Origin of the sequence: Faecalibacterium sp. Marseille-Q4896 (genome assembly GCF_017377615.1) — a bacterium.
In the GTDB taxonomy this organism is placed as follows: domain Bacteria; phylum Bacillota; class Clostridia; order Oscillospirales; family Ruminococcaceae; genus Faecalibacterium; species Faecalibacterium taiwanense.
This window is the reverse complement of the sequence record NZ_JAFREG010000001.1, coordinates 340,293-356,684: the sequence shown is the minus strand read 5'-3', so window position 1 is coordinate 356,684 and position 16,392 is coordinate 340,293. Positions and strand designations below refer to the sequence as shown.

General features: G+C 56.7%; 16 protein-coding genes, 1 other RNA gene and 1 riboswitch. Of the genes, 10 read left to right on the top strand and 7 right to left on the bottom strand.

What is annotated here, in order from left to right; genetic code table 11:
- Positions 1-107: 107 nt before the first annotated feature.
- On the bottom strand, positions 108-2,195 hold the full coding sequence (locus tag J3348_RS01970; protein WP_207698189.1) for a glutamine synthetase III: 2,088 nt from the start codon (positions 2,193-2,195) through the stop codon (positions 108-110).
- A gap of 701 nt (positions 2,196-2,896) precedes the next feature.
- A complete protein-coding gene (locus J3348_RS01965; RefSeq protein ID WP_207698188.1) occupies positions 2,897-4,123 on the bottom strand; it encodes a class I SAM-dependent rRNA methyltransferase in 1,227 nt (408 codons plus the stop codon).
- A 196-nt stretch (positions 4,124-4,319) separates the two neighbouring features.
- Here J3348_RS01965 and J3348_RS01960 point away from each other — a divergent pair, with 196 nt between their 5' ends.
- The 3 genes from J3348_RS01960 (at position 4,320) to J3348_RS14355 (ending at position 6,402) form a co-directional block, all read left to right on the top strand.
- Complete coding sequence (locus tag J3348_RS01960) at positions 4,320-4,808, top strand: CYTH domain-containing protein (RefSeq protein ID WP_044953662.1); 489 nt, start codon at positions 4,320-4,322, stop codon at positions 4,806-4,808.
- Positions 4,805-5,437, top strand: coding sequence for a rhomboid family intramembrane serine protease (locus tag J3348_RS01955; protein WP_005941761.1), 633 nt, complete (start codon positions 4,805-4,807; stop codon positions 5,435-5,437). Before J3348_RS01960 ends, J3348_RS01955 begins: the two co-directional genes overlap by 4 nt.
- A 524-nt stretch (positions 5,438-5,961) precedes the next feature.
- Positions 5,962-6,402: a tryptophan synthase subunit alpha gene (locus tag J3348_RS14355; protein WP_278251688.1), complete on the top strand. Its 441-nt coding sequence runs from the start codon at positions 5,962-5,964 to the stop codon at positions 6,400-6,402.
- A gap of 137 nt (positions 6,403-6,539) precedes the next feature.
- Here J3348_RS14355 and J3348_RS01940 read toward each other — a convergent pair whose 3' ends face one another.
- Both J3348_RS01940 and thiD read right to left on the bottom strand, forming a co-directional pair.
- Positions 6,540-7,217: a TENA/THI-4 family protein gene (locus J3348_RS01940; RefSeq protein ID WP_207698187.1), complete on the bottom strand. Its 678-nt coding sequence runs from the start codon at positions 7,215-7,217 to the stop codon at positions 6,540-6,542.
- A complete protein-coding gene (thiD, locus tag J3348_RS01935; RefSeq protein WP_207698186.1) occupies positions 7,210-8,010 on the bottom strand; it encodes a bifunctional hydroxymethylpyrimidine kinase/phosphomethylpyrimidine kinase in 801 nt (266 codons plus the stop codon). Before thiD ends, J3348_RS01940 begins: the two co-directional genes overlap by 8 nt.
- A gap of 56 nt (positions 8,011-8,066) precedes the next feature.
- Positions 8,067-8,174, bottom strand: a riboswitch (TPP riboswitch).
- Between the two features lie 95 nt (positions 8,175-8,269).
- Here thiD and J3348_RS01930 point away from each other — a divergent pair.
- On the top strand, positions 8,270-8,806 hold the full coding sequence (locus J3348_RS01930) for a TIGR00730 family Rossman fold protein (RefSeq protein WP_097774947.1): 537 nt from the start codon (positions 8,270-8,272) through the stop codon (positions 8,804-8,806).
- 41 nt (positions 8,807-8,847) lie between these two features.
- On the opposite strand, the gene J3348_RS01925 is transcribed toward J3348_RS01930, so the two are convergent.
- On the bottom strand, positions 8,848-9,744 hold the full coding sequence (locus J3348_RS01925; RefSeq protein ID WP_207698185.1) for a D-isomer specific 2-hydroxyacid dehydrogenase family protein: 897 nt from the start codon (positions 9,742-9,744) through the stop codon (positions 8,848-8,850).
- A gap of 15 nt (positions 9,745-9,759) precedes the next feature.
- Positions 9,760-10,560, bottom strand: coding sequence for an aspartate dehydrogenase domain-containing protein (locus J3348_RS01920; RefSeq protein ID WP_207698184.1), 801 nt, complete (start codon positions 10,558-10,560; stop codon positions 9,760-9,762).
- A 134-nt stretch (positions 10,561-10,694) separates the two neighbouring features.
- On the opposite strand from J3348_RS01920, the gene J3348_RS01915 reads away from it, so the two are divergent.
- Positions 10,695-11,267 (top strand): chromate transporter, encoded by a 573-nt coding sequence (locus J3348_RS01915; protein WP_005941745.1) that lies wholly within the window; start codon positions 10,695-10,697, stop codon positions 11,265-11,267.
- Entirely contained in the window at positions 11,264-11,836 is a 573-nt protein-coding gene (locus tag J3348_RS01910) for a chromate transporter (protein WP_207698183.1), read from the top strand. The genes J3348_RS01915 and J3348_RS01910 overlap by 4 nt, the downstream gene beginning before the upstream one ends.
- 174 nt (positions 11,837-12,010) lie before the next feature.
- Here the strand turns inward: J3348_RS01910 and J3348_RS01905 are convergent, their stop codons facing one another.
- A complete protein-coding gene (locus tag J3348_RS01905; protein ID WP_207698182.1) occupies positions 12,011-12,286 on the bottom strand; it encodes a hypothetical protein in 276 nt (91 codons plus the stop codon).
- A gap of 558 nt (positions 12,287-12,844) precedes the next feature.
- Between J3348_RS01905 and J3348_RS01900 the strand changes: the two genes are divergently transcribed.
- The 4 genes from J3348_RS01900 to dnaX all read left to right on the top strand — a co-directional run bounded on the left by J3348_RS01900 (position 12,845) and on the right by dnaX (position 16,379).
- Positions 12,845-13,219, top strand: coding sequence for an HIRAN domain-containing protein (locus tag J3348_RS01900; protein WP_154256201.1), 375 nt, complete (start codon positions 12,845-12,847; stop codon positions 13,217-13,219).
- A 92-nt stretch (positions 13,220-13,311) separates the two neighbouring features.
- Positions 13,312-14,064, top strand: coding sequence for a ZIP family metal transporter (locus tag J3348_RS01895; protein ID WP_165852537.1), 753 nt, complete (start codon positions 13,312-13,314; stop codon positions 14,062-14,064).
- Between the two features lie 273 nt (positions 14,065-14,337).
- Positions 14,338-14,436: signal recognition particle sRNA small type (gene ffs / locus J3348_RS01890), an RNA gene on the top strand.
- Between the two features lie 77 nt (positions 14,437-14,513).
- Positions 14,514-16,379, top strand: a complete 1,866-nt coding sequence (gene dnaX, locus J3348_RS01885; protein WP_207698181.1) for a DNA polymerase III subunit gamma/tau — start codon at positions 14,514-14,516, stop codon at positions 16,377-16,379.
- The last annotated feature ends 13 nt before the right edge of the window (positions 16,380-16,392 follow it).

Genomic DNA, 16,392 nt, shown 5'->3' with positions numbered 1-16,392 from the left:
AGAATGGGAGCAGGTCTTTAGGCTGGTGTAAGAAATAGGAAAAGGAGAATGGCAATTTTAAATTCCGCAGCCTACGGATGCTATTCTGCTGTTACGCTGATGAAAGATCAGACGTAGTAGAGCATCTTGCTGTAGCTGGGCAGAGGCCAATAATCCTCACCGCAGATGGTCTCGGCGTCGTCGGCGGCGGCACGCAGGGTGTCCATGGCGGGCAGCACGTTGTCATGGAAGGCAACGGCCTTCTCGCTCTCGGAGGGCAGAGCCTTGGCGGCATCCACGGCATCCTGCAGGGTGTCGATGGCGTCGCTCATGGCGTCGGCGTCGGCGGACAGACGGCCCAGGGTCTTGGTCTCACTGCGCACGCTGATGCTCTCGCTGACGGCCAGCTTGGAAGCGGCGGTGTTGGCCACTTCGCTCATGTAGGCGTTGACGGCGGGCAGCAGCTGCTTGCGGGCCATCTCCAGCATGGTCAGGGCCTCGATGTTGATGATCTTGGAGTAGTGCTCCAGCTCTACCTCGTAGCGGCTGTACATCTCCACCTTGGTCAGCACGCCGAACTCCTCCATCAGGGCGATGTTCTTGGGGTCGATGAGGGCCGGCAGGGCAGCGGGGGCGTTCTTCTTGTTGGGCAGGCCGCGGCGGGCTGCTTCTTCTTCCCACTCGGCAGAGTAGCCGTTGCCGTTAAAGATGACCCGGCGGTGGTCCCGGATGGTGCGCTTGACCAGCGCGATGGCGGCACTGGTAAAGTCCTCAGCACCCTCCAGCTCGTCGGCGTAGCCCTTCAGCTCCTTGGCCACGGCGGTGTTCAGGATGGTATCGCAGTCGCTGAGGTTCTGAGAAGAACCGGGCATCCGGAACTCGAACTTGTTGCCGGTGAAGGCGAAGGGGGAGGTGCGGTTGCGGTCGGTGGTGTCCTTGCTGAACTTGGGCAGCACGTCCACGCCCAGGTCCATCTTCATCTTGACGGGGCCTGCGTAGGGGGAATCGGATGCGATAGCATCAATGACAGCTTCCAGCTCTTCGCCCACGAAGATGGAAATGATAGCCGGAGGTGCCTCGTTGGCACCCAGACGGTGATCGTTGCCGGGAGTGGCCACAGAGGTCCGCAGCAGGTCGGCGTACTCGTCCACAGCCTTGATGACGGCGGCCAGGAACACCAGGAACTGCAGGTTCTCCATGGGGGTGTCACCGGGATCCAGCAGGTTCTCCTCGGTGGTGGACAGGGACCAGTTGTTGTGCTTGCCGCTGCCGTTCACGCCTTCAAAGGGCTTTTCATGCTGCAGGCAGACCAGACCGTACTTGGGGGCGATCTTCTTCATCATCTCCATGGTCAGCAGGTTGTGGTCGATGGCCACGTTGGTGGTATCGTAGATGGGAGCCAGCTCATGCTGGCAGGGAGCAACTTCGTTGTGCTTGGTCTTGGCGGGAATGCCCAGCTTCCACAGCTCCTCGTCCAACTCCTTCATAAACTCGGAGACCTCGGGACGAATGACACCGAAGTAGTGCTCTTCCAGCTCCTGACCCTTGGCAGAGGGGGCACCGAACAGGGTGCGGCCGGTGAGGATCAGATCCTGACGGGCTTCGTAATCTTCCTTCTTAATAAGGAAGTACTCCTGCTCGGGGCCGACGGTGGTGGAGACGTAATCCACATCCTTGCCGAACAGCTTCAGGATGCGAACTGCCTGATTGGACAGTGCGTTCATGGAACGCAGCAAGGGGGTCTTCTTATCCAGAGCCTCGCCGGTGTAGCTGACGAATGCGGTGGGGATGCACAGCACATCATCCTTCACGAATGCGTAGCTGGTGGGGTCCCATGCAGTGTAGCCGCGGGCCTCGCAGGTGGCGCGCAGACCGCCGGAGGGGAAGGAAGATGCATCGGGCTCGCCGCGCACCAGCTCCTTGCCGGAGAACTCCATGATGGCGGTGCCGTCGCCCACAGGGGAAACAAAGCCATCGTGCTTCTCACTGGTGATGCCGGTCAGCGGCTGAAACCAGTGGGTGTAGTGGGTGGCACCCAGCTCCATGGCCCAGCGCTTCATCACGCTGGCCACAACGTTTGCCACCTCAATGTCCAGCGGAGCACCCTTGTGCAGGGTGTTCTTCAGGCTCTTATAAGTTGCGCTCGGCAGGCGCTCCTTCATCACATGTTCGTTAAAGACCTTGCTGCCGTAGATTTCCATAACATTCGCTGCCATAAATCCTACTCCTTACTTGATCTTATTTTTCTTACCCTTTCGTCTGCATTCTGGTCTGCCGCAATGCCGCACCCAGAAGTACGAAAGCATCTTAACAAAAACGGCGCTGCGAGTCAGGAGGTGACCCACAGCGCCGTTGCTGTCTATGGTTTGATTATAGCCTCTGCCGGGCAAAAAGGCAATTGACAAATCTGACGATTCTGTACAAACAGCTTCCTGCATTTTTGGAGCATCCGCACTTGGTATGACTTTTTAAGAGAACGAACCCTCTCCGCCCGATGGGAAAAACCCTCTCAGTCATTGCTTGCGCAATGCCAGCTCTCCCGAAGGGCGAGCTTTTATCCAGCTGCCGGGTAAGTTTATTCATCATCGGAAAAGATTGTTGTTTTCCGTCCCTGCTCATAAAGCTCCCCCCTCGGGGGAGCTGGCAAAGCCGTCAGGCTTTGACTGAGAGGGTTCAGGCAGCGCAGCAAAAAGATGCATTTACCCGATGGGGTCCCTTCTGGTGAAAATGTGTTTGGATCGGCCCTGCGGTTGCGCAGCAATAAAAGCCCCGGCGAGGCTTTTAAGCAGGCGAGCGGTCTGCGTTAGCAGATGGAAGGGCTTTGCCCTGACAAGTGTCGGGGACGCGACAAACACGAAAATATAAAATAAAAATACCTTAATGAATTGCAGAGCGAAGCGGCGCAATTTTAAAATCGTTAAATCACCTGAAAGAGGAAGAACTTCAGATAATTCGTCTCCGGCACACCCCACAGGATCGGATGATCCGGTGCCTGCTGCTTCACCTCGATCTGCCGCAGCTGGCGGTGCGCATCCTTTGCAGCGGCGCGCAGCATCTTGATGAACAGCTCCTCGGTGGCAAAGTGGGAGCAGCTGGCAGTTGCCAGATAGCCGCCGCGGGGCAGCAGCTTCATGGCACGGTAGTTGATCTCCTTGTAGCCGCGCATGGCGTTCTCCACAGTGCGGCGCGCCTTGGTAAAGGCCGGCGGGTCCAGAATGATAAAATCGTAGGGGTGTCCTTCTCTTTCCAAGCGGGGCAGCAGCTCAAAGGTGTCCTCGCACAAAAAGTCCATATTGGTCAGACCGTTGCGCTGGGCATTGCGCTGCGCCATGGCAATGGCCTCGGCGCTGATGTCGGCGGCGGTCACACGGGCAGCGCCGCCCGCAGCGGCGTTCAGTGCAAAGCTGCCGGTATGGGTAAAGCAGTCCAGCACGGTGTGGCCTGCGGCAAGACGTGCCACGGCCCGGCGGTTGTACTTCTGGTCAAGGAAGAAGCCGGTCTTCTGCCCATTCTCAAAGTCCACATGGTAGTAAACGCCGTTCTCGCAGATCTCGGTCTGGGTGCTTGCCGGATGAGTCTCACCGGGCAGCTCAAACCAGCCTTTGTTCTGCTCAAGACCTTCCTTGGCGCGCAGAGCCTCATCGTTGCGCTCGTAGATGCCATCGATGGTCTGGCCGTCGGCACGCAGGACTTCTGCCAGAATAGGAAAGAGGATGGGCTTGAGCTTTTCCATGCCCACGCTTAGGGTCTGGGTGACAAGGATGTTGCTGAACCGGTCCACAGTCAGCCCGGGGAACTGGTCGGCTTCGCCAAAAATGACGCGGCAGGCAGAAAGGTCTGCAGGTTCCAGCACGGTCTTGCGGTAGTTCCATGCATATTCCACCCGGCGGCGCCAGAACGCAGCATCAAAGGTGTCGTTGGCATTGCGGGAGATCAGCCGCACGCGGATCTTGCTCTTGAGCGAGACAAAGCCGGTGCCAAGGTAGGAACCCTTTGTGCTGACCACATCGGCCAGCGTGCCGTTTTCCGGCTCATTTTCCGGGGAATTGAGGATGTCGTTCTCATACACCCAGGGGTGCCCGCCCACCAGCAGGCCTTCGGCGTGTTTGTTGACGGTATACACAGGGTAAGCGCGTTCTTTCATATGGTTCTCCTTATCATGGACGAACTCCCTTCGTCCCGCGTTCGCTCGACACGCTTACCGTGCGGATAGGCTCCCTCACTGAGGGAGCTGGCTGCGAAGCAGACTGAAGGAGTAAAAATCTACCCTTTATAATAGCACAAAATCATGTTATTATAAATAAGAAATGCCAAAAAACCGCATGAAAGAGGGATACATTATGGAGATCGAACGCAAATGGATGGTGAAGGGCTGGCCGGAGGGGCTGCCCCTCAGGGAGGAATTTGCCATGCGGCAGGGCTATATCAGCGTGCGGCCCACTGTGCGCATCCGGGAAGAAGCCCTCACCGGTGGCAGAACGGACTACATCCTCTGCTTCAAATCCGGGGGCGGCCTTGCCCGCGAGGAGATCGAGCGCAGCATCGACAAAGAACTGTTTGATGATCTGGAATACAAGATTATCGCTAAACCGCTCATCCCAAAGCTGCGCCGCAGCTACACCCTGCCGGACGGTTCTGTGCTGGAAGTGAACCATGTGGACGAAGGCCAGCCCACCGAGTTCTGGTACGCCGAGGTGGAGTACCCCACGGTGGAAGCAGCCCTTGCATGGCAGCCGGAAAGCTGCGGCCTTGGCGATTACCTCAAGGATGAAGTGACGAACCAGCCCGGCCAGAGCATGGGCGAATACTGGGTGGAGACAAGAGGATGAAAAAAGTAAAACTCAAACTGGAACTGCAGTACAACTCCCCGGTGATCCTCACATTTTTCCTGCTGTCACTTCTGGTGCTGTTCCTCGACCAGTGGACGGACGGGTGGACGACGATGCATCTGTTCTGTGTCTACCGCTCCTCGCTGAAGGACCCGCTGTTCTACATCCGGCTGTTCGGCCATGTGCTGGGCCATGCCAGCTGGGACCACTTTCTGAATAACATGCTGCTGCTGCTCGTTGTTGGCCCGCCAATGGAAGAAAAGTACGGCAGCAAGCCGCTTTTGTGCGGCATGGTGTTCACCGCTCTGGTCACCGGCGTGCTGCAATGCGTGCTGTTCCCGCGTTCGGGGCTGCTGGGCGCGTCCGGCATCGTGTTCATGCTTATCATGCTTTCGTCGCTGGCGGGCTTCTCCGGCGGCATCCCGGTCACCATGCTGCTGGTTGCAGCGCTGTACTTTGGTCAGCAGGTGTACGATATCATTTTTGTGCACGACAATGTAGCAAACTTCATGCACATTGTGGGCGGCTTATGCGGCACTGCCTTTGGCTACTACAGTGCGTTGCACAGCCGCCGCAGGCCGGCAAAAGCGGTGAAGTTTTCCAGCACGAACAGCCGCCGGAAGCGCTGAACCCACTGTGGACATAGGCTGATTTTAAAAAATTTGCAAACAGGTATTGACAAACGAAAAATCCGTGGTTTAATATAGCCAAATTCAATACACTAAACCGTTGAAGCGGAGATAACGGCGAACCATGCCTGTACAGAGAGCCTGCGCAGCTGAGAAGCAGACCGGAAACAGTTCGTCAAGGAAAGTGTGACTTTGCGTTATATTTTCCCGAAATGGACCGCTGAGGGTGCAGGGAACTGCGGAGAACTTTCGCCGCACAGTATTCTGCAACGTAGGGCATACGTCAGTTGCCGGGGATGTGTTGGCATCCCGCCAAGTGCATGGGGTCATGCCCATGAAGTCAGGGTGGCACCGCGGATAGAAGGCCAAATTTTATTCGTCCTTGACAGAAGAGAGTTCTTCTGTTAGGGGCGTTTTTCTTTTCCACTCCCTCGGCAGAAGAGCCGGGGGAGTTTTTGTTCTACCGGGAGGGAAAAAGCCATGAAGATACGGCCCACACTGGACGAAGTATGGAGGGTTAAAAAATGATCAAGGAAGCCATTGTGAAGATCGTCAGCAAACAGGACCTGACCTATGACGAAGCCTATGCCGTGATGAACGAGATCATGAGCGGCGAGACCACTCCCACCCAGAACGCAGCTTTTCTGGCGGCGCTTTCCACCAAGAGCGCCAAGGCTGAGACCACGGACGAAATTGCGGGCTGCGCCGCCGCCATGCGCGACCACGCCACCAAGGTGGACACCGGCATGGATATCTTTGAGATCGTTGGCACCGGCGGCGACAACGCCCACAGCTTCAACATCTCCACGCCGGAGCAGGCAGCAAAAATGACGGGCATTGCCGATGGTGCCATTGTGGGCTCGGCCATCATCAAACTGCTGGAACAGTACGGCAAGGATGCACCGGAGCACATTGGCGCATATGTAAAAAGCATGAAGGACGCTGTGCGGGAATACACCATTTAGTGCAGCATAGGGCTCCCATGTTTCCGGCACGAAGGCTCATGCCTGCGGCTGCGGCCACGAAACCCTGAACAAAACAAATGCACCCGGTTGCTGCGGTTCTGCCCACAGGCCGGGTGCATTTTATATTTTAGGAAAAATTACAGGTCACTGCGCGGGGAAGCTGCCATGGCCCAGAAGTTCAGCTCGTGCTCCGAGCAGGCATGGAAGATCTCGCGGCAGCGGGCAAGGCGCTCGTCGCTCAGGCCTTCGCAGACTTTTTCTGCAAACGCGGCCCAGTCGCGGCAGGCCGCCTCATAGCCCTTGTCAGCATAGTCCACCACCAGCGCACCATAAAGGGTATCCTGCACGGAAGGCTTTTCTTCCAGCAGTTTCTGGAAGATCCAGCCATAGCTCAGCATACAGGGCAGGCAGGCCATCATACACTCGGCCGCGCCATCGCCATTTTTGGCGGCTTCGATCATAGAGTCCACATAGGCACGGTTCTCCGGCCGCAGCGGCAGGCTCTGGATGCCTTCATCGGTCAGTCCAAAGTGCTTGAGATAGTGCAGGCGGGCTGCATCCTCGCTCTCATTCACGAAGGAAAGCAGGGAATAGTAGGTGCGGATGGTCTGCATATCCTTTGCCTTGGTCATGCCCCAGGCAAACACCTTGGCATATTCCCGCAGGTAAAGACTGTCCTCCACGATGTAGCCCTTGAAGCAGGCTTCATCCAGTGTGCCATCCGCAAGGTGGGTCAGAAATTCTGAGTGCAGACATTGCTCCCACACAGGCAGACTTTCCTGCACCAGCTGCTGCACAAAGGTCTGCTCACTCACCCACAAACTCTCCCTTCAGTGCAAACATATGGTCCATCGGGCCGGAGCCGTGGCCCAGATCCAGCATGGCAGAAAGACAGCCGGAAATGTAGGCCTTTGCGCGCTCCACAGATGCATCCAGATCATAGCCCTTTGCCAGATTAGACGCAATGGCGCTGGATAGGGTGCAGCCGGTGCCGTGGGTATTGGGGTTTGCAATGCGCTTGCCGCGGAACCATTTGCCGCAGCTGTCCCGCCACAGAAGGTCGTCGGCATCGTTGATCTGGTGGCCGCTCTTGCACAGCACGGCACAGTGGTATTTCTCGCTGATCAGCTTTGCAGCGGCCTCCATTCCGGCCGCATCGGTGATCTTCATGCCGGAAAGGATCTCAGCCTCCGGAATGTTGGGGGTGACCACCTCTGCCATGGGCAGCAGTTTTTCGGTCAGTGCCTGCACGGCATCGTCCCGCAGCAGCTTGGAGCCGGAGGTGGCAACCATCACCGGGTCCACCACGATATGCTTTGCGCCGTAGGTGTGCAGCTTTTCGGCGATCACACCGATCAGCTCTGCCGAGGATACCATGCCGATCTTGACGGCATCCGGGTAGATGTCGGTAAAAATGGCGTCGATCTCCTGTGCCAGAAATTCGGGCGTGGCTTCAAAAATGCCGGTCACACCTGTGGTGTTCTGGGCAGTCAGTGCGGTAATGGCGCTCATGGCGTACACGCCGTTTGCAGTCATGGTTTTGATATCGGCCTGGATGCCAGCACCGCCGCTGGAATCGCTGCCGGCAATCGTCAATGCAGTTTTCATGGTTACAACTTCCTTTGCAAAAAATGCGGAAATGCCCGCAAAGAGGCACCTCCGCACTTTGAAGCAGCAGTATCTCCCTACGTTGGCATTGTCCAAATCAGGTCACAGGTCTGGGCAAACAGCCCACTCTCAGCCTGCTTTTGCAGGCTCCCTTTTTCTGCGTTCAAGAATACCACAGTGCCGCTGCATTTGCAAGGGGATGGCCCTTTTCAATCGGCCCGCTGCGTGGTAAAATGGAAAAAACAAAGGGGGAAATACCATGAACATCACGGTCTATCTTGGAGCAAATGCGGGCAATGATCCTGCGCTGGCGGAAGCTGTCCGGGAACTGGGCAGCTGGATCGGTGCAAACGGGCACCGCCTTGTGTACGGCGGCTCCCGCAGCGGCCTGATGGGTCAGCTTGCCCAGAGCGCGCTGGACGCAGGCGGCACGGTGACCGGTGTGGAACCGCAGTTCTTTGTGCAGCAGGAGCTGCAGCACGATGGCCTGACCGAGCTGATCGTCACCAAGGACATGACCGAGCGCAAGACGAAGATGATCGAGCTGGGCGATGCCTTCATCGCATTCCCCGGCGGTACCGGCACGCTGGAAGAGATCGCAGAGGTAATGTCCAAGGTCTCGCTGGGCCAGTTGGACGCGCCCTGCATCCTGTATGATCTGAACGGCTACTACGACAGCCTGAAAGCACTGCTTGCCAAAATGATCGAGAAAGGCCTTTCCACGCCGCAGCGCCAGCAGGGCATCCGATTTGCGGCGAATCTGGAAGAGATCACAACAATTTTGAATAAAGCCTAAAAGGAAACGCTTCCCCGGCCGGGAAGCGTTTCCTTTTTATATCATTCTCCCAGTGCAGTGCGGATATTTGCAAGCACCTTCTGGCTCAGCAGCACAAAAGCCTGCTTGGTGCGTCCGGCAGAAACATTCGCGCAATGCACATTCTCACGGGCAAAGAAGTCTTCGCCCACCGGGCCGGCAGCGGCACGGGTGTCACAGAAGAAGTGGGTGCCCGGCAGAGCAAGCCACTGTTCCAGAGCAGCAGAGTCAAAGCCCGGGCCGATGGAGGTGTTGAACAGCACCTTGCCTGCGCCCAGCTGCGCAAATTCGTCCTTGCCCAGCAGAAGGACATTTTTGTTCAGGCAGGTGAACACCACCTCGCTCTCGGTCAGCAGCTGTGCCAGCGGCTTATAGGCCATGCCCACAGCTTCGGCATCCGGCTTGCGGGTGCGGCTGTAATAGGCAATGTCGGCGCCCATGAACTGCAGCGCGTCGGCGATCATTTTGCCGGACACACCCAGCCCGATGATGCCTGCCTTCAGCCCGGTGATCTCCACCGGCTCGTCCCGCAGCATGGGCATCCCAAAACCGTGCAGGATGCCGGTGAGCTCATGCAGGACGTACTCCACAACGCCGCGGTCGCCGTAGTCCCGGATGCCCAGCACTTTGATGCCGCGGGTGCGGGCGTAGGCGATATCCACATTGGCGCTTTCCTCAGAATACAGGCTGCAGCACATGCCGATGTAACGGATATTCGGGCAGCGCTCGATCACATTTTTGCCCATGCGGGAGGTGTAGCTCAGAAGTACAGCATCGGCATCTCCGATGCGCTGCACGATCTGGTCATCGCTGGCCGGGATATCGCGGTACAGCACCACTTCTTTTGCGTACTGATGCAGCGCTTCCTCGGCGGAAGGAATCAGGCTTACCGGCTCAATGGCCACCAGTTTGTTGAACATCTGCAAAGCCCTCCTTTAGTAGAAGCATACAGGGGAGGAGAGGTTGCGCAGCAGGGCAACTACGCTCCAACCGGCAATGGCGCTGGTGGAAGAGCAGATATCCACCACGGCCTTCACGCCCTCGATCTCGGCGGTGATGCGGTGGTCGTCGCCCACCCAGCCGGGTACCGAGTGCATGGTCACGCCGGTGATCTCCGGGCCGGTGGTGGCCAGCGAGGTGGCAACAGCCACATTCACGCGGCGGGGGAAGGTGGCAATGGCCTGCTTGGCATTGCCGGTGAACACGGTGGTCTTTTCGGTATCGGTCAGCAGGTGGTCGGCCCATACCGGCGTGTTGCGGAAGCCCTTGGCTCCGGTGTGGGTCTCAATGCCTGCCGTCTCGGCCAGCTTCTGCGCCTCGGCCATCAGAGTGACGGTCTGCAGCACATCAAAGCCGCCAATGGCACCGCTTGCCAGATGCACCTTGGCACCGCCCTCCACGGCAGCGGCCTTGACCTGCTCGTAAAAATCAAGGTCCGCAAAGGCACCAATGGAAATAATGACCAGATTCACGCCTTTTTTCAGTACAGGCACAGCCATGGCGCGCACAGCCTCCACCGAAGCGGTCTCCACGATGTACTCCGGCTCCAGCGCCAGCAGGGCATCCACATCGTCACACACGGCACAGCCCACCGTTTCGGCAGTCTTTTCCGCCGAAGCACGGGTGCGGCTGGTCACGCCCACCAGCTCATAGTCCGGCAGCAGACCGTTCTTCCATGCGTTGGCCACAATGCCGCCCAGAAATCCGCAGCCTACAATGCCAAATTTTGTTTTCATATCCTAAACTCCTTTTTCTGCTTTTTCCAAAGAAAACAGCTTTCTGCTTTTTCCAAAGAAAACAGCATATTCCATTAAAGTATATCATATCAAAACAAAAAATGATATAATAAGGCGCAAGAAAGGAGAAGGCTATGTCGAAAACAAAGGAGCTTTTCTGGACGTTTTTCAAAATTGGTGCGTTCACGTTTGGCGGCGGCTATGCCATGGTGGCTTTGCTGCAGAATGAATTTGTGGAAGAGAAAAAGTGGGTGACAAAAGAAGAATTTCTGGACATGGTGGCAATTGCGGAGTCTACGCCCGGCCCGGTGGCGGTGAACAGTGCCACCTACATCGGCTACAAGATCGAGGGTACGGCAGGTGCGGCAGCGTCCACGGTGGCGGTATGTCTTCCGTCCTTCGCGGTCATTTATCTGATCTCGCTGTTCTTTGACCAGTTCCTCCGCCTTTCGGTGGTGGCAAGTGCGTTCCACGGCATTCAGGTGTGTGTGATCTATCTGATCCTTTCCGCCGGACTGAAAATGCTGAAGCAGCTGGAACACAGCGTCTTCAATATTGTCATCCTGACCACGGTTGCGGCAGCGATGGTGGGCTGTTCCATTGCAGCAGTGTCATTCTCTTCCATTTTTTACATCCTGTTCAGCGGTGCGGCCGGGCTGCTGGTGTATGCAGTACAGCAGCTGCGGAAGGGGGAGAAGAAGCCGTGATCTATGTAGAACTTTTCTGGAATTTCCTCATGATCGGTGCGTTGTCCTTCGGCGGCGGCTACGGCATGATCTCGCTGGTGCGGGAAACGGTCTTAGGACACGGCTGGCTGACGGAAGGCGAATTTCTCAGCTTCATTGCCGTGTCGGAATCCACACCCGGCCCGCTGGCCATCAATATGGCCACCTTCATCGGTGCTTCACAGGGCGGCTTCTGGGGCGCGCTGTGTGCCACGCTGGGTGTGGTGCTGCCGTCTTTTGTGATCATTCTGCTCATTGCATCGGTGCTGCAGAATTTGATGAAATATGCCGGTGTCAATGCAGTTCTTGGCGGCGTTCGTCCCTGTGTGGTGGCGATGATCCTGGCAACTGCTGTCAACATGGCGCTTTCTACGCTGGCCGGGTTTGCAGCGGACAAGGCAGGCATTGCACCGGATCTCCGTTCCATTGTGGTGTTCCTGCTGCTGTGGGGGCTGCATGCCCTTTGCCGCCGGAAAAAGGGCAAAGCACCATCGCCCATTGGGATGATCCTGCTCTCTGCAGGACTGGGGATCCTGTTCTGGGGAATATAAGAATAAGCATTGCACGCTGCCTGAGGGGCATCCTGCTTCTGATGACAGCTTCTGAAAAATGCGCCGGGAGGTTCCCAATAAACCTTTCCGGCGCATTTTGCTGCAAAAAAACCGGGCACAGAAAAAGTTCCGTGCCCGGTTTGATCGTTCCTTGAACTAAGAGTGCTGCCTGAATTATGCGGCAACAGAAGAAGCAGCTTCGCTGGAAGCAGCCTCAGAAGAAGCGGCCTCAGAAGAAGCGGCCTCGCTGGAAGCAGCCTCAGAAGAAGAACCGTTCTCCTCTGCAACAGCGGAAGAAGCGTTCTCATCGGCCTCAGCAGCAACAGAAGTGCTGGTAGAAGCAGCCTCGGAAGAGGATGCAGCAGTGGAGGAAGCAGAGCCGCCGCAAGCGGTCATGCCAACAGCCAGAGCCAGAGCAACAACAGCAACACAAACATTCTTGAGTTTCATATCTAAAATCTCCTTGCCATACGCAAATGTATTTTGCAGAAGGCCCTACAGGAAGTGCCTTTCTGCAAGTGGATATTCTAGTCTTTTTTGCGAAAAAATCAAGAGCTTTTTTGGCTAAGAAGTGAGATTTCAATGATAATCTACGATTTTGTTATAATTTATCGCTAAAAGTCAAAGAGTTTTTGTTAAACTGATCGAAGCACAGGGAGACTCAGGAAAGAATTTTTTACCGCGTTGTAATCACTTTGTAATTTCTTTCATTGTTTGTTCACTTGAATCAAGACGGGAATGCATGTTCCCTAAAGAGAAATAAAGAAATGCAAAAGTGAGGATGATGCGGCTCCGGAAACGGAAAAGAACTATTTGTCACCTGACAGTTGACCTGCGGAGAAAGAAAAGATGGTAAACTTTGTGCAGCGAACCTGAACAAAAATATCAAAAAATGACAAGTGCTATTTGAAAGTGATTTTTATTGGACATAAAAAGTGGATAATACAGACACAGCAGGGGATGAACGGGTTCACTGAAAATAAAACATGTGTTTTGGAGGAAATAAAGATGAAGTACTATGTTACATTGACCGGACTCAACTACCGCTTCGGCACTCAGCCGTTTACAGTAGGCCAGAAGGTAAAGCTGGTCAAGGAGCCGGAGAATGACTTTGACCGCGAAGCCATCCGCGCAGAACTGCCGGGTCTGGGCAAGGTGGGTTATGTGGCCAACAGCACTCACACCGTGCTGGGCGACTGTTACAGCGCAGGCCGCATCTATGATAAGATCGGCGCTGCTGCCACCGCAAAGGTGAAGTATGTGCTTGCCAATGCGGTGGTATGCAGTGTAAAGGCGGCGGATATGGGGCAGACTGGCCTGCCGCCGGTCGATCCGGCTACGGGTCTGCCCTTTGGCAACGAAGAAGATGCCATCGCATTCTGACAGAAAAGCCCGCCACACAAAATACAGTGTGACGGGCTTTTCTGCACCTTTTTGCTTCGGCGCACATACACCGGGCAAAGGGGGAATGTATCGTGAACCAGATCGTTTTCACTGCGTGGGTGCTGCTGTTCCCGGCGGCGTGCACTACACTGGGGGCAGCAGGCGTGTTTTTGCTGCGGCGGCAGTCGCGGCCCTGCACGCAGCGCATCCTGTGCGGCATGGCAGCGGGCATCATGCTGGCGGCCAGTGTGTGGAGCCTGCTGCTGCCTGCTATCCAGCGCGGACAGACTTTGCCGCTTCCGGCATGGATTCCATCGGCAGTGGGGCTTGTGCTTGGCGCAGTGGGCCTTTTGCAGGTGGAACAGTTTGCCGGGCAGCTGCTGGCAGGCGGGGCCGGGCACGGCGGACGTATGGTGCTGGCTGTAACATTACACAACCTGCCCGAGGGTATGGTGGCGGGCCTTGCCGCTGCACTGGCATTGACCGGGGAGCCGGATGCCATCAGCGGTGCACTGGCGCTGAGCCTTGGCATCGGCCTGCAGAATATCCCGGAAGGTGCAGCAGTCAGCCTGCCGCTGGCCCATAACGGCCGCACCCGCAGTCAGGCGTTTTTTGCGGGAGCGGCTTCCGGGCTGGTAGAGCCGTTGGGGGCATTGCTTGCCTTTGCTCTGGCCGAATGGGTCAGTACTGCGCTGCCGTGGCTGCTCAGCGCGGCGGCGGGCTGCATGGTGTGCGTGACCGCACAGGAGATGATCCCGCAGGCCGTGGAGGGCGACGAGCCTGCCGGTGTTGTAAGCATCGTGCTGGGATTTGCGCTGATGATGGCACTGGATGTGGCATTGTAAGAAAAAAGGGCTGTTGCAAAATCAATGCCGTTAAAATAACAGGATAAAAGCAAAGCGCAGTACAAAACGCGAAAGCGCAGAGAATGTACTGCGCTTTTTGGATTTTAGAGAACATCACATTTTCTGACTTTGGGCTATCCTATTTGATCGTTTCATGCGTGGGCCGTGAAATGATACCTCCCACCCCTTGCAATCTGCCTGCGTTTATGGTACAATATTCTGGCATTCAGAAGGATGTGTCGGACAGCGCCTGCTGCGTGGTTCGGCATACGGATGCGGGTCCTGTACGATGGATTCGCTGTGAACCAGGTCAGGTGGGGAACCAAGCAGCCTTAAGCAGTGCGTTCGTGCGTTTCAGTAAGCCTGCATCCGTATGCCGAGTTACGCAAGGCGGGGACAAAACCCCGTCAGCGCTGTCCTTTTTATTTTGCAGGAAAGGGGAGAGAACCATGTACCGTGCCTTGTACCGCAAATGGAGACCGCAGCGTTTTGAGGATGTGGTAGGCCAGCGGGCCATTGTTACTGCGCTGAAAAACCAGATCACGGCAAACCGTGTGGGCCATGCCTACCTGTTTACCGGCGTGCGCGGCACCGGCAAAACCACCTGCGCCAAGATCTTTGCAAAGGCAGTCAACTGCCTGCATCCGGTCAATGGAGACCCCTGCGGCGAGTGTGAGATCTGCAAGGGCATCGATAACGGCAGCATTCTGGACGTGGTGGAGATGGATGCGGCTTCCAACAACGGTGTGGACGATATCCGCGATCTGCGCGACGAAACAGCTTACACTCCCAGCGCCTGTAAATATAAGGTATACATCATCGATGAGGTGCACATGCTGTCCACAGCGGCATTCAATGCGCTGCTCAAAACGCTGGAAGAACCGCCTGCCCACGTCATCTTTATTCTGGCAACCACTGAGATCCAGAAGGTGCCCGCCACCATTCTTTCCCGCTGCCAGCGGTACGATTTTACCCGCATCGGGCCGGAGGATATCGCCCGCCGGGTGGAATACATTGCAGGTGAGGAAAAGCTGGAGCTTTCGCCGGACGGTGCGGAACTGATCGCCCGTCTGGCCGACGGTGCACTGCGTGATGCGTTGTCCATTCTGGATACCTGCGCAGGCGTTACGGCGAAAATCGATGCCGATGTGGTGCGCCGCATGGCAGGTGTGACCGACCGCAGTTATCTGTTCCGCATTTCGGACGCACTGGAAGCGCAGGACGGTGCCACAGCACTGGCCCAGCTGGCACAGCTTCGCCAGCAGTCTGTGGATGTCAAGCGTCTGACGGAGGAATTGATCGCGCATTATCGTGCTTTGATGCTGGCAGCATTGCCGGGCGGGCAGAGCCTTCTGTCCGGCGTTTCGCCGGAGGAGGAGGCTTTGTATCTGGAAAAAGGCCCGCAGCTGGGCCAGCGGGAGGCCATTCGTGCCATCCGTGCGCTGGGCAGTGCGCTGGAACATATGACCCGCGGCAGCGACCAGCGGATCGAGCTGGAACTTGCACTGTTTGGCTTATCCGAACCGCCCCAGCAGCCGCAGGCAGTTCCTGTGCAGGCCGCGCCTGTCCGTGCTGCAGCTCAACCCGCAGCGCCGCAGCCGTTTGCCTCGGCAACTGCTGTGCAGCCCTTTGCAAGCGCTCCGACTCCCCAGCCGCCAATACCGTCCGTTCCTGTGGTGCAGCCTGCAGCGGAACCGAAACCTGTAAAGGCAGAACCTTCCGTGCCGTCGGAAATATCTGTAGAGCAGACTTCACCCGTCCAGACCGAAGAGCTGCCGCCGCTGCCGGAGGAACCGCCCGTGCAGCAGGCCGGAATGCTGCCTTGGGACGAGCCTGCCGCGCAGGCCGCACAGCCAGCTGCATCCGTGCCGGCAGAGTTGGAACCTGTTCCGCAGCCAGAACCGCCCAAACCTGCACCCACGCCCGCTGCAAAGCCTGTGCCGGAAAAGCCACAGGATGCCGGGCAGGAAGGGACTGCGCTGTATCCGTACTGGCCGCAGGTGGTACAGCAGCTGCAGGAAAAAGATCCCATGCTCTACACCTATCTGCGCAAGTCCAAGGCTTATTTTGATGGCACCCGCGTGCTGATCGACGGCGGCAAGACCTTCCGCGATTTTATCCGCGCCAACAAGGACAGCCAGCGCCTGATCAAAAAGCTGATCAAGGATGTGTCCGGTACGGCGGTGCCCATTGGTCCCTATGAACCAAAGAGCGCTGGCAAAACGGTCTCCAACGCAGAGCAGTCGCTTCGTGCACTGGAAAAGCTGGGGTTGGATGTGTCCATTGAGGATTCCGCAAGGAAAACGAGATCATAAAAATACATTGCAT

Bases quoted from the DNA above. Each gene is read 5' to 3' on its own strand.
- J3348_RS01970 (WP_207698189.1), bottom strand. From the start codon at position 2,195: ATGGCAGCGAATGTTATGGAAATCTACGGCAGCAAGGTCTTTAACGAA.
- J3348_RS01965 (WP_207698188.1), bottom strand. From the start codon at position 4,123: ATGAAAGAACGCGCTTACCCTGTGTATACCGTCAACAAACACGCCGAA.
- J3348_RS01960 (WP_044953662.1), top strand. From the start codon at position 4,320: ATGGAGATCGAACGCAAATGGATGGTGAAGGGCTGGCCGGAGGGGCTG.
- J3348_RS01955 (WP_005941761.1), top strand. From the start codon at position 4,805: ATGAAAAAAGTAAAACTCAAACTGGAACTGCAGTACAACTCCCCGGTG.
- J3348_RS14355 (WP_278251688.1), top strand. From the start codon at position 5,962: ATGATCAAGGAAGCCATTGTGAAGATCGTCAGCAAACAGGACCTGACC.
- thiD (WP_207698186.1), bottom strand. From the start codon at position 8,010: ATGAAAACTGCATTGACGATTGCCGGCAGCGATTCCAGCGGCGGTGCT.
- J3348_RS01930 (WP_097774947.1), top strand. From the start codon at position 8,270: ATGAACATCACGGTCTATCTTGGAGCAAATGCGGGCAATGATCCTGCG.
- J3348_RS01925 (WP_207698185.1), bottom strand. From the start codon at position 9,744: ATGTTCAACAAACTGGTGGCCATTGAGCCGGTAAGCCTGATTCCTTCC.
- J3348_RS01920 (WP_207698184.1), bottom strand. From the start codon at position 10,560: ATGAAAACAAAATTTGGCATTGTAGGCTGCGGATTTCTGGGCGGCATT.
- J3348_RS01915 (WP_005941745.1), top strand. From the start codon at position 10,695: ATGTCGAAAACAAAGGAGCTTTTCTGGACGTTTTTCAAAATTGGTGCG.
- J3348_RS01905 (WP_207698182.1), bottom strand. From the start codon at position 12,286: ATGAAACTCAAGAATGTTTGTGTTGCTGTTGTTGCTCTGGCTCTGGCT.
- J3348_RS01900 (WP_154256201.1), top strand. From the start codon at position 12,845: ATGAAGTACTATGTTACATTGACCGGACTCAACTACCGCTTCGGCACT.
- dnaX (WP_207698181.1), top strand. From the start codon at position 14,514: ATGTACCGTGCCTTGTACCGCAAATGGAGACCGCAGCGTTTTGAGGAT.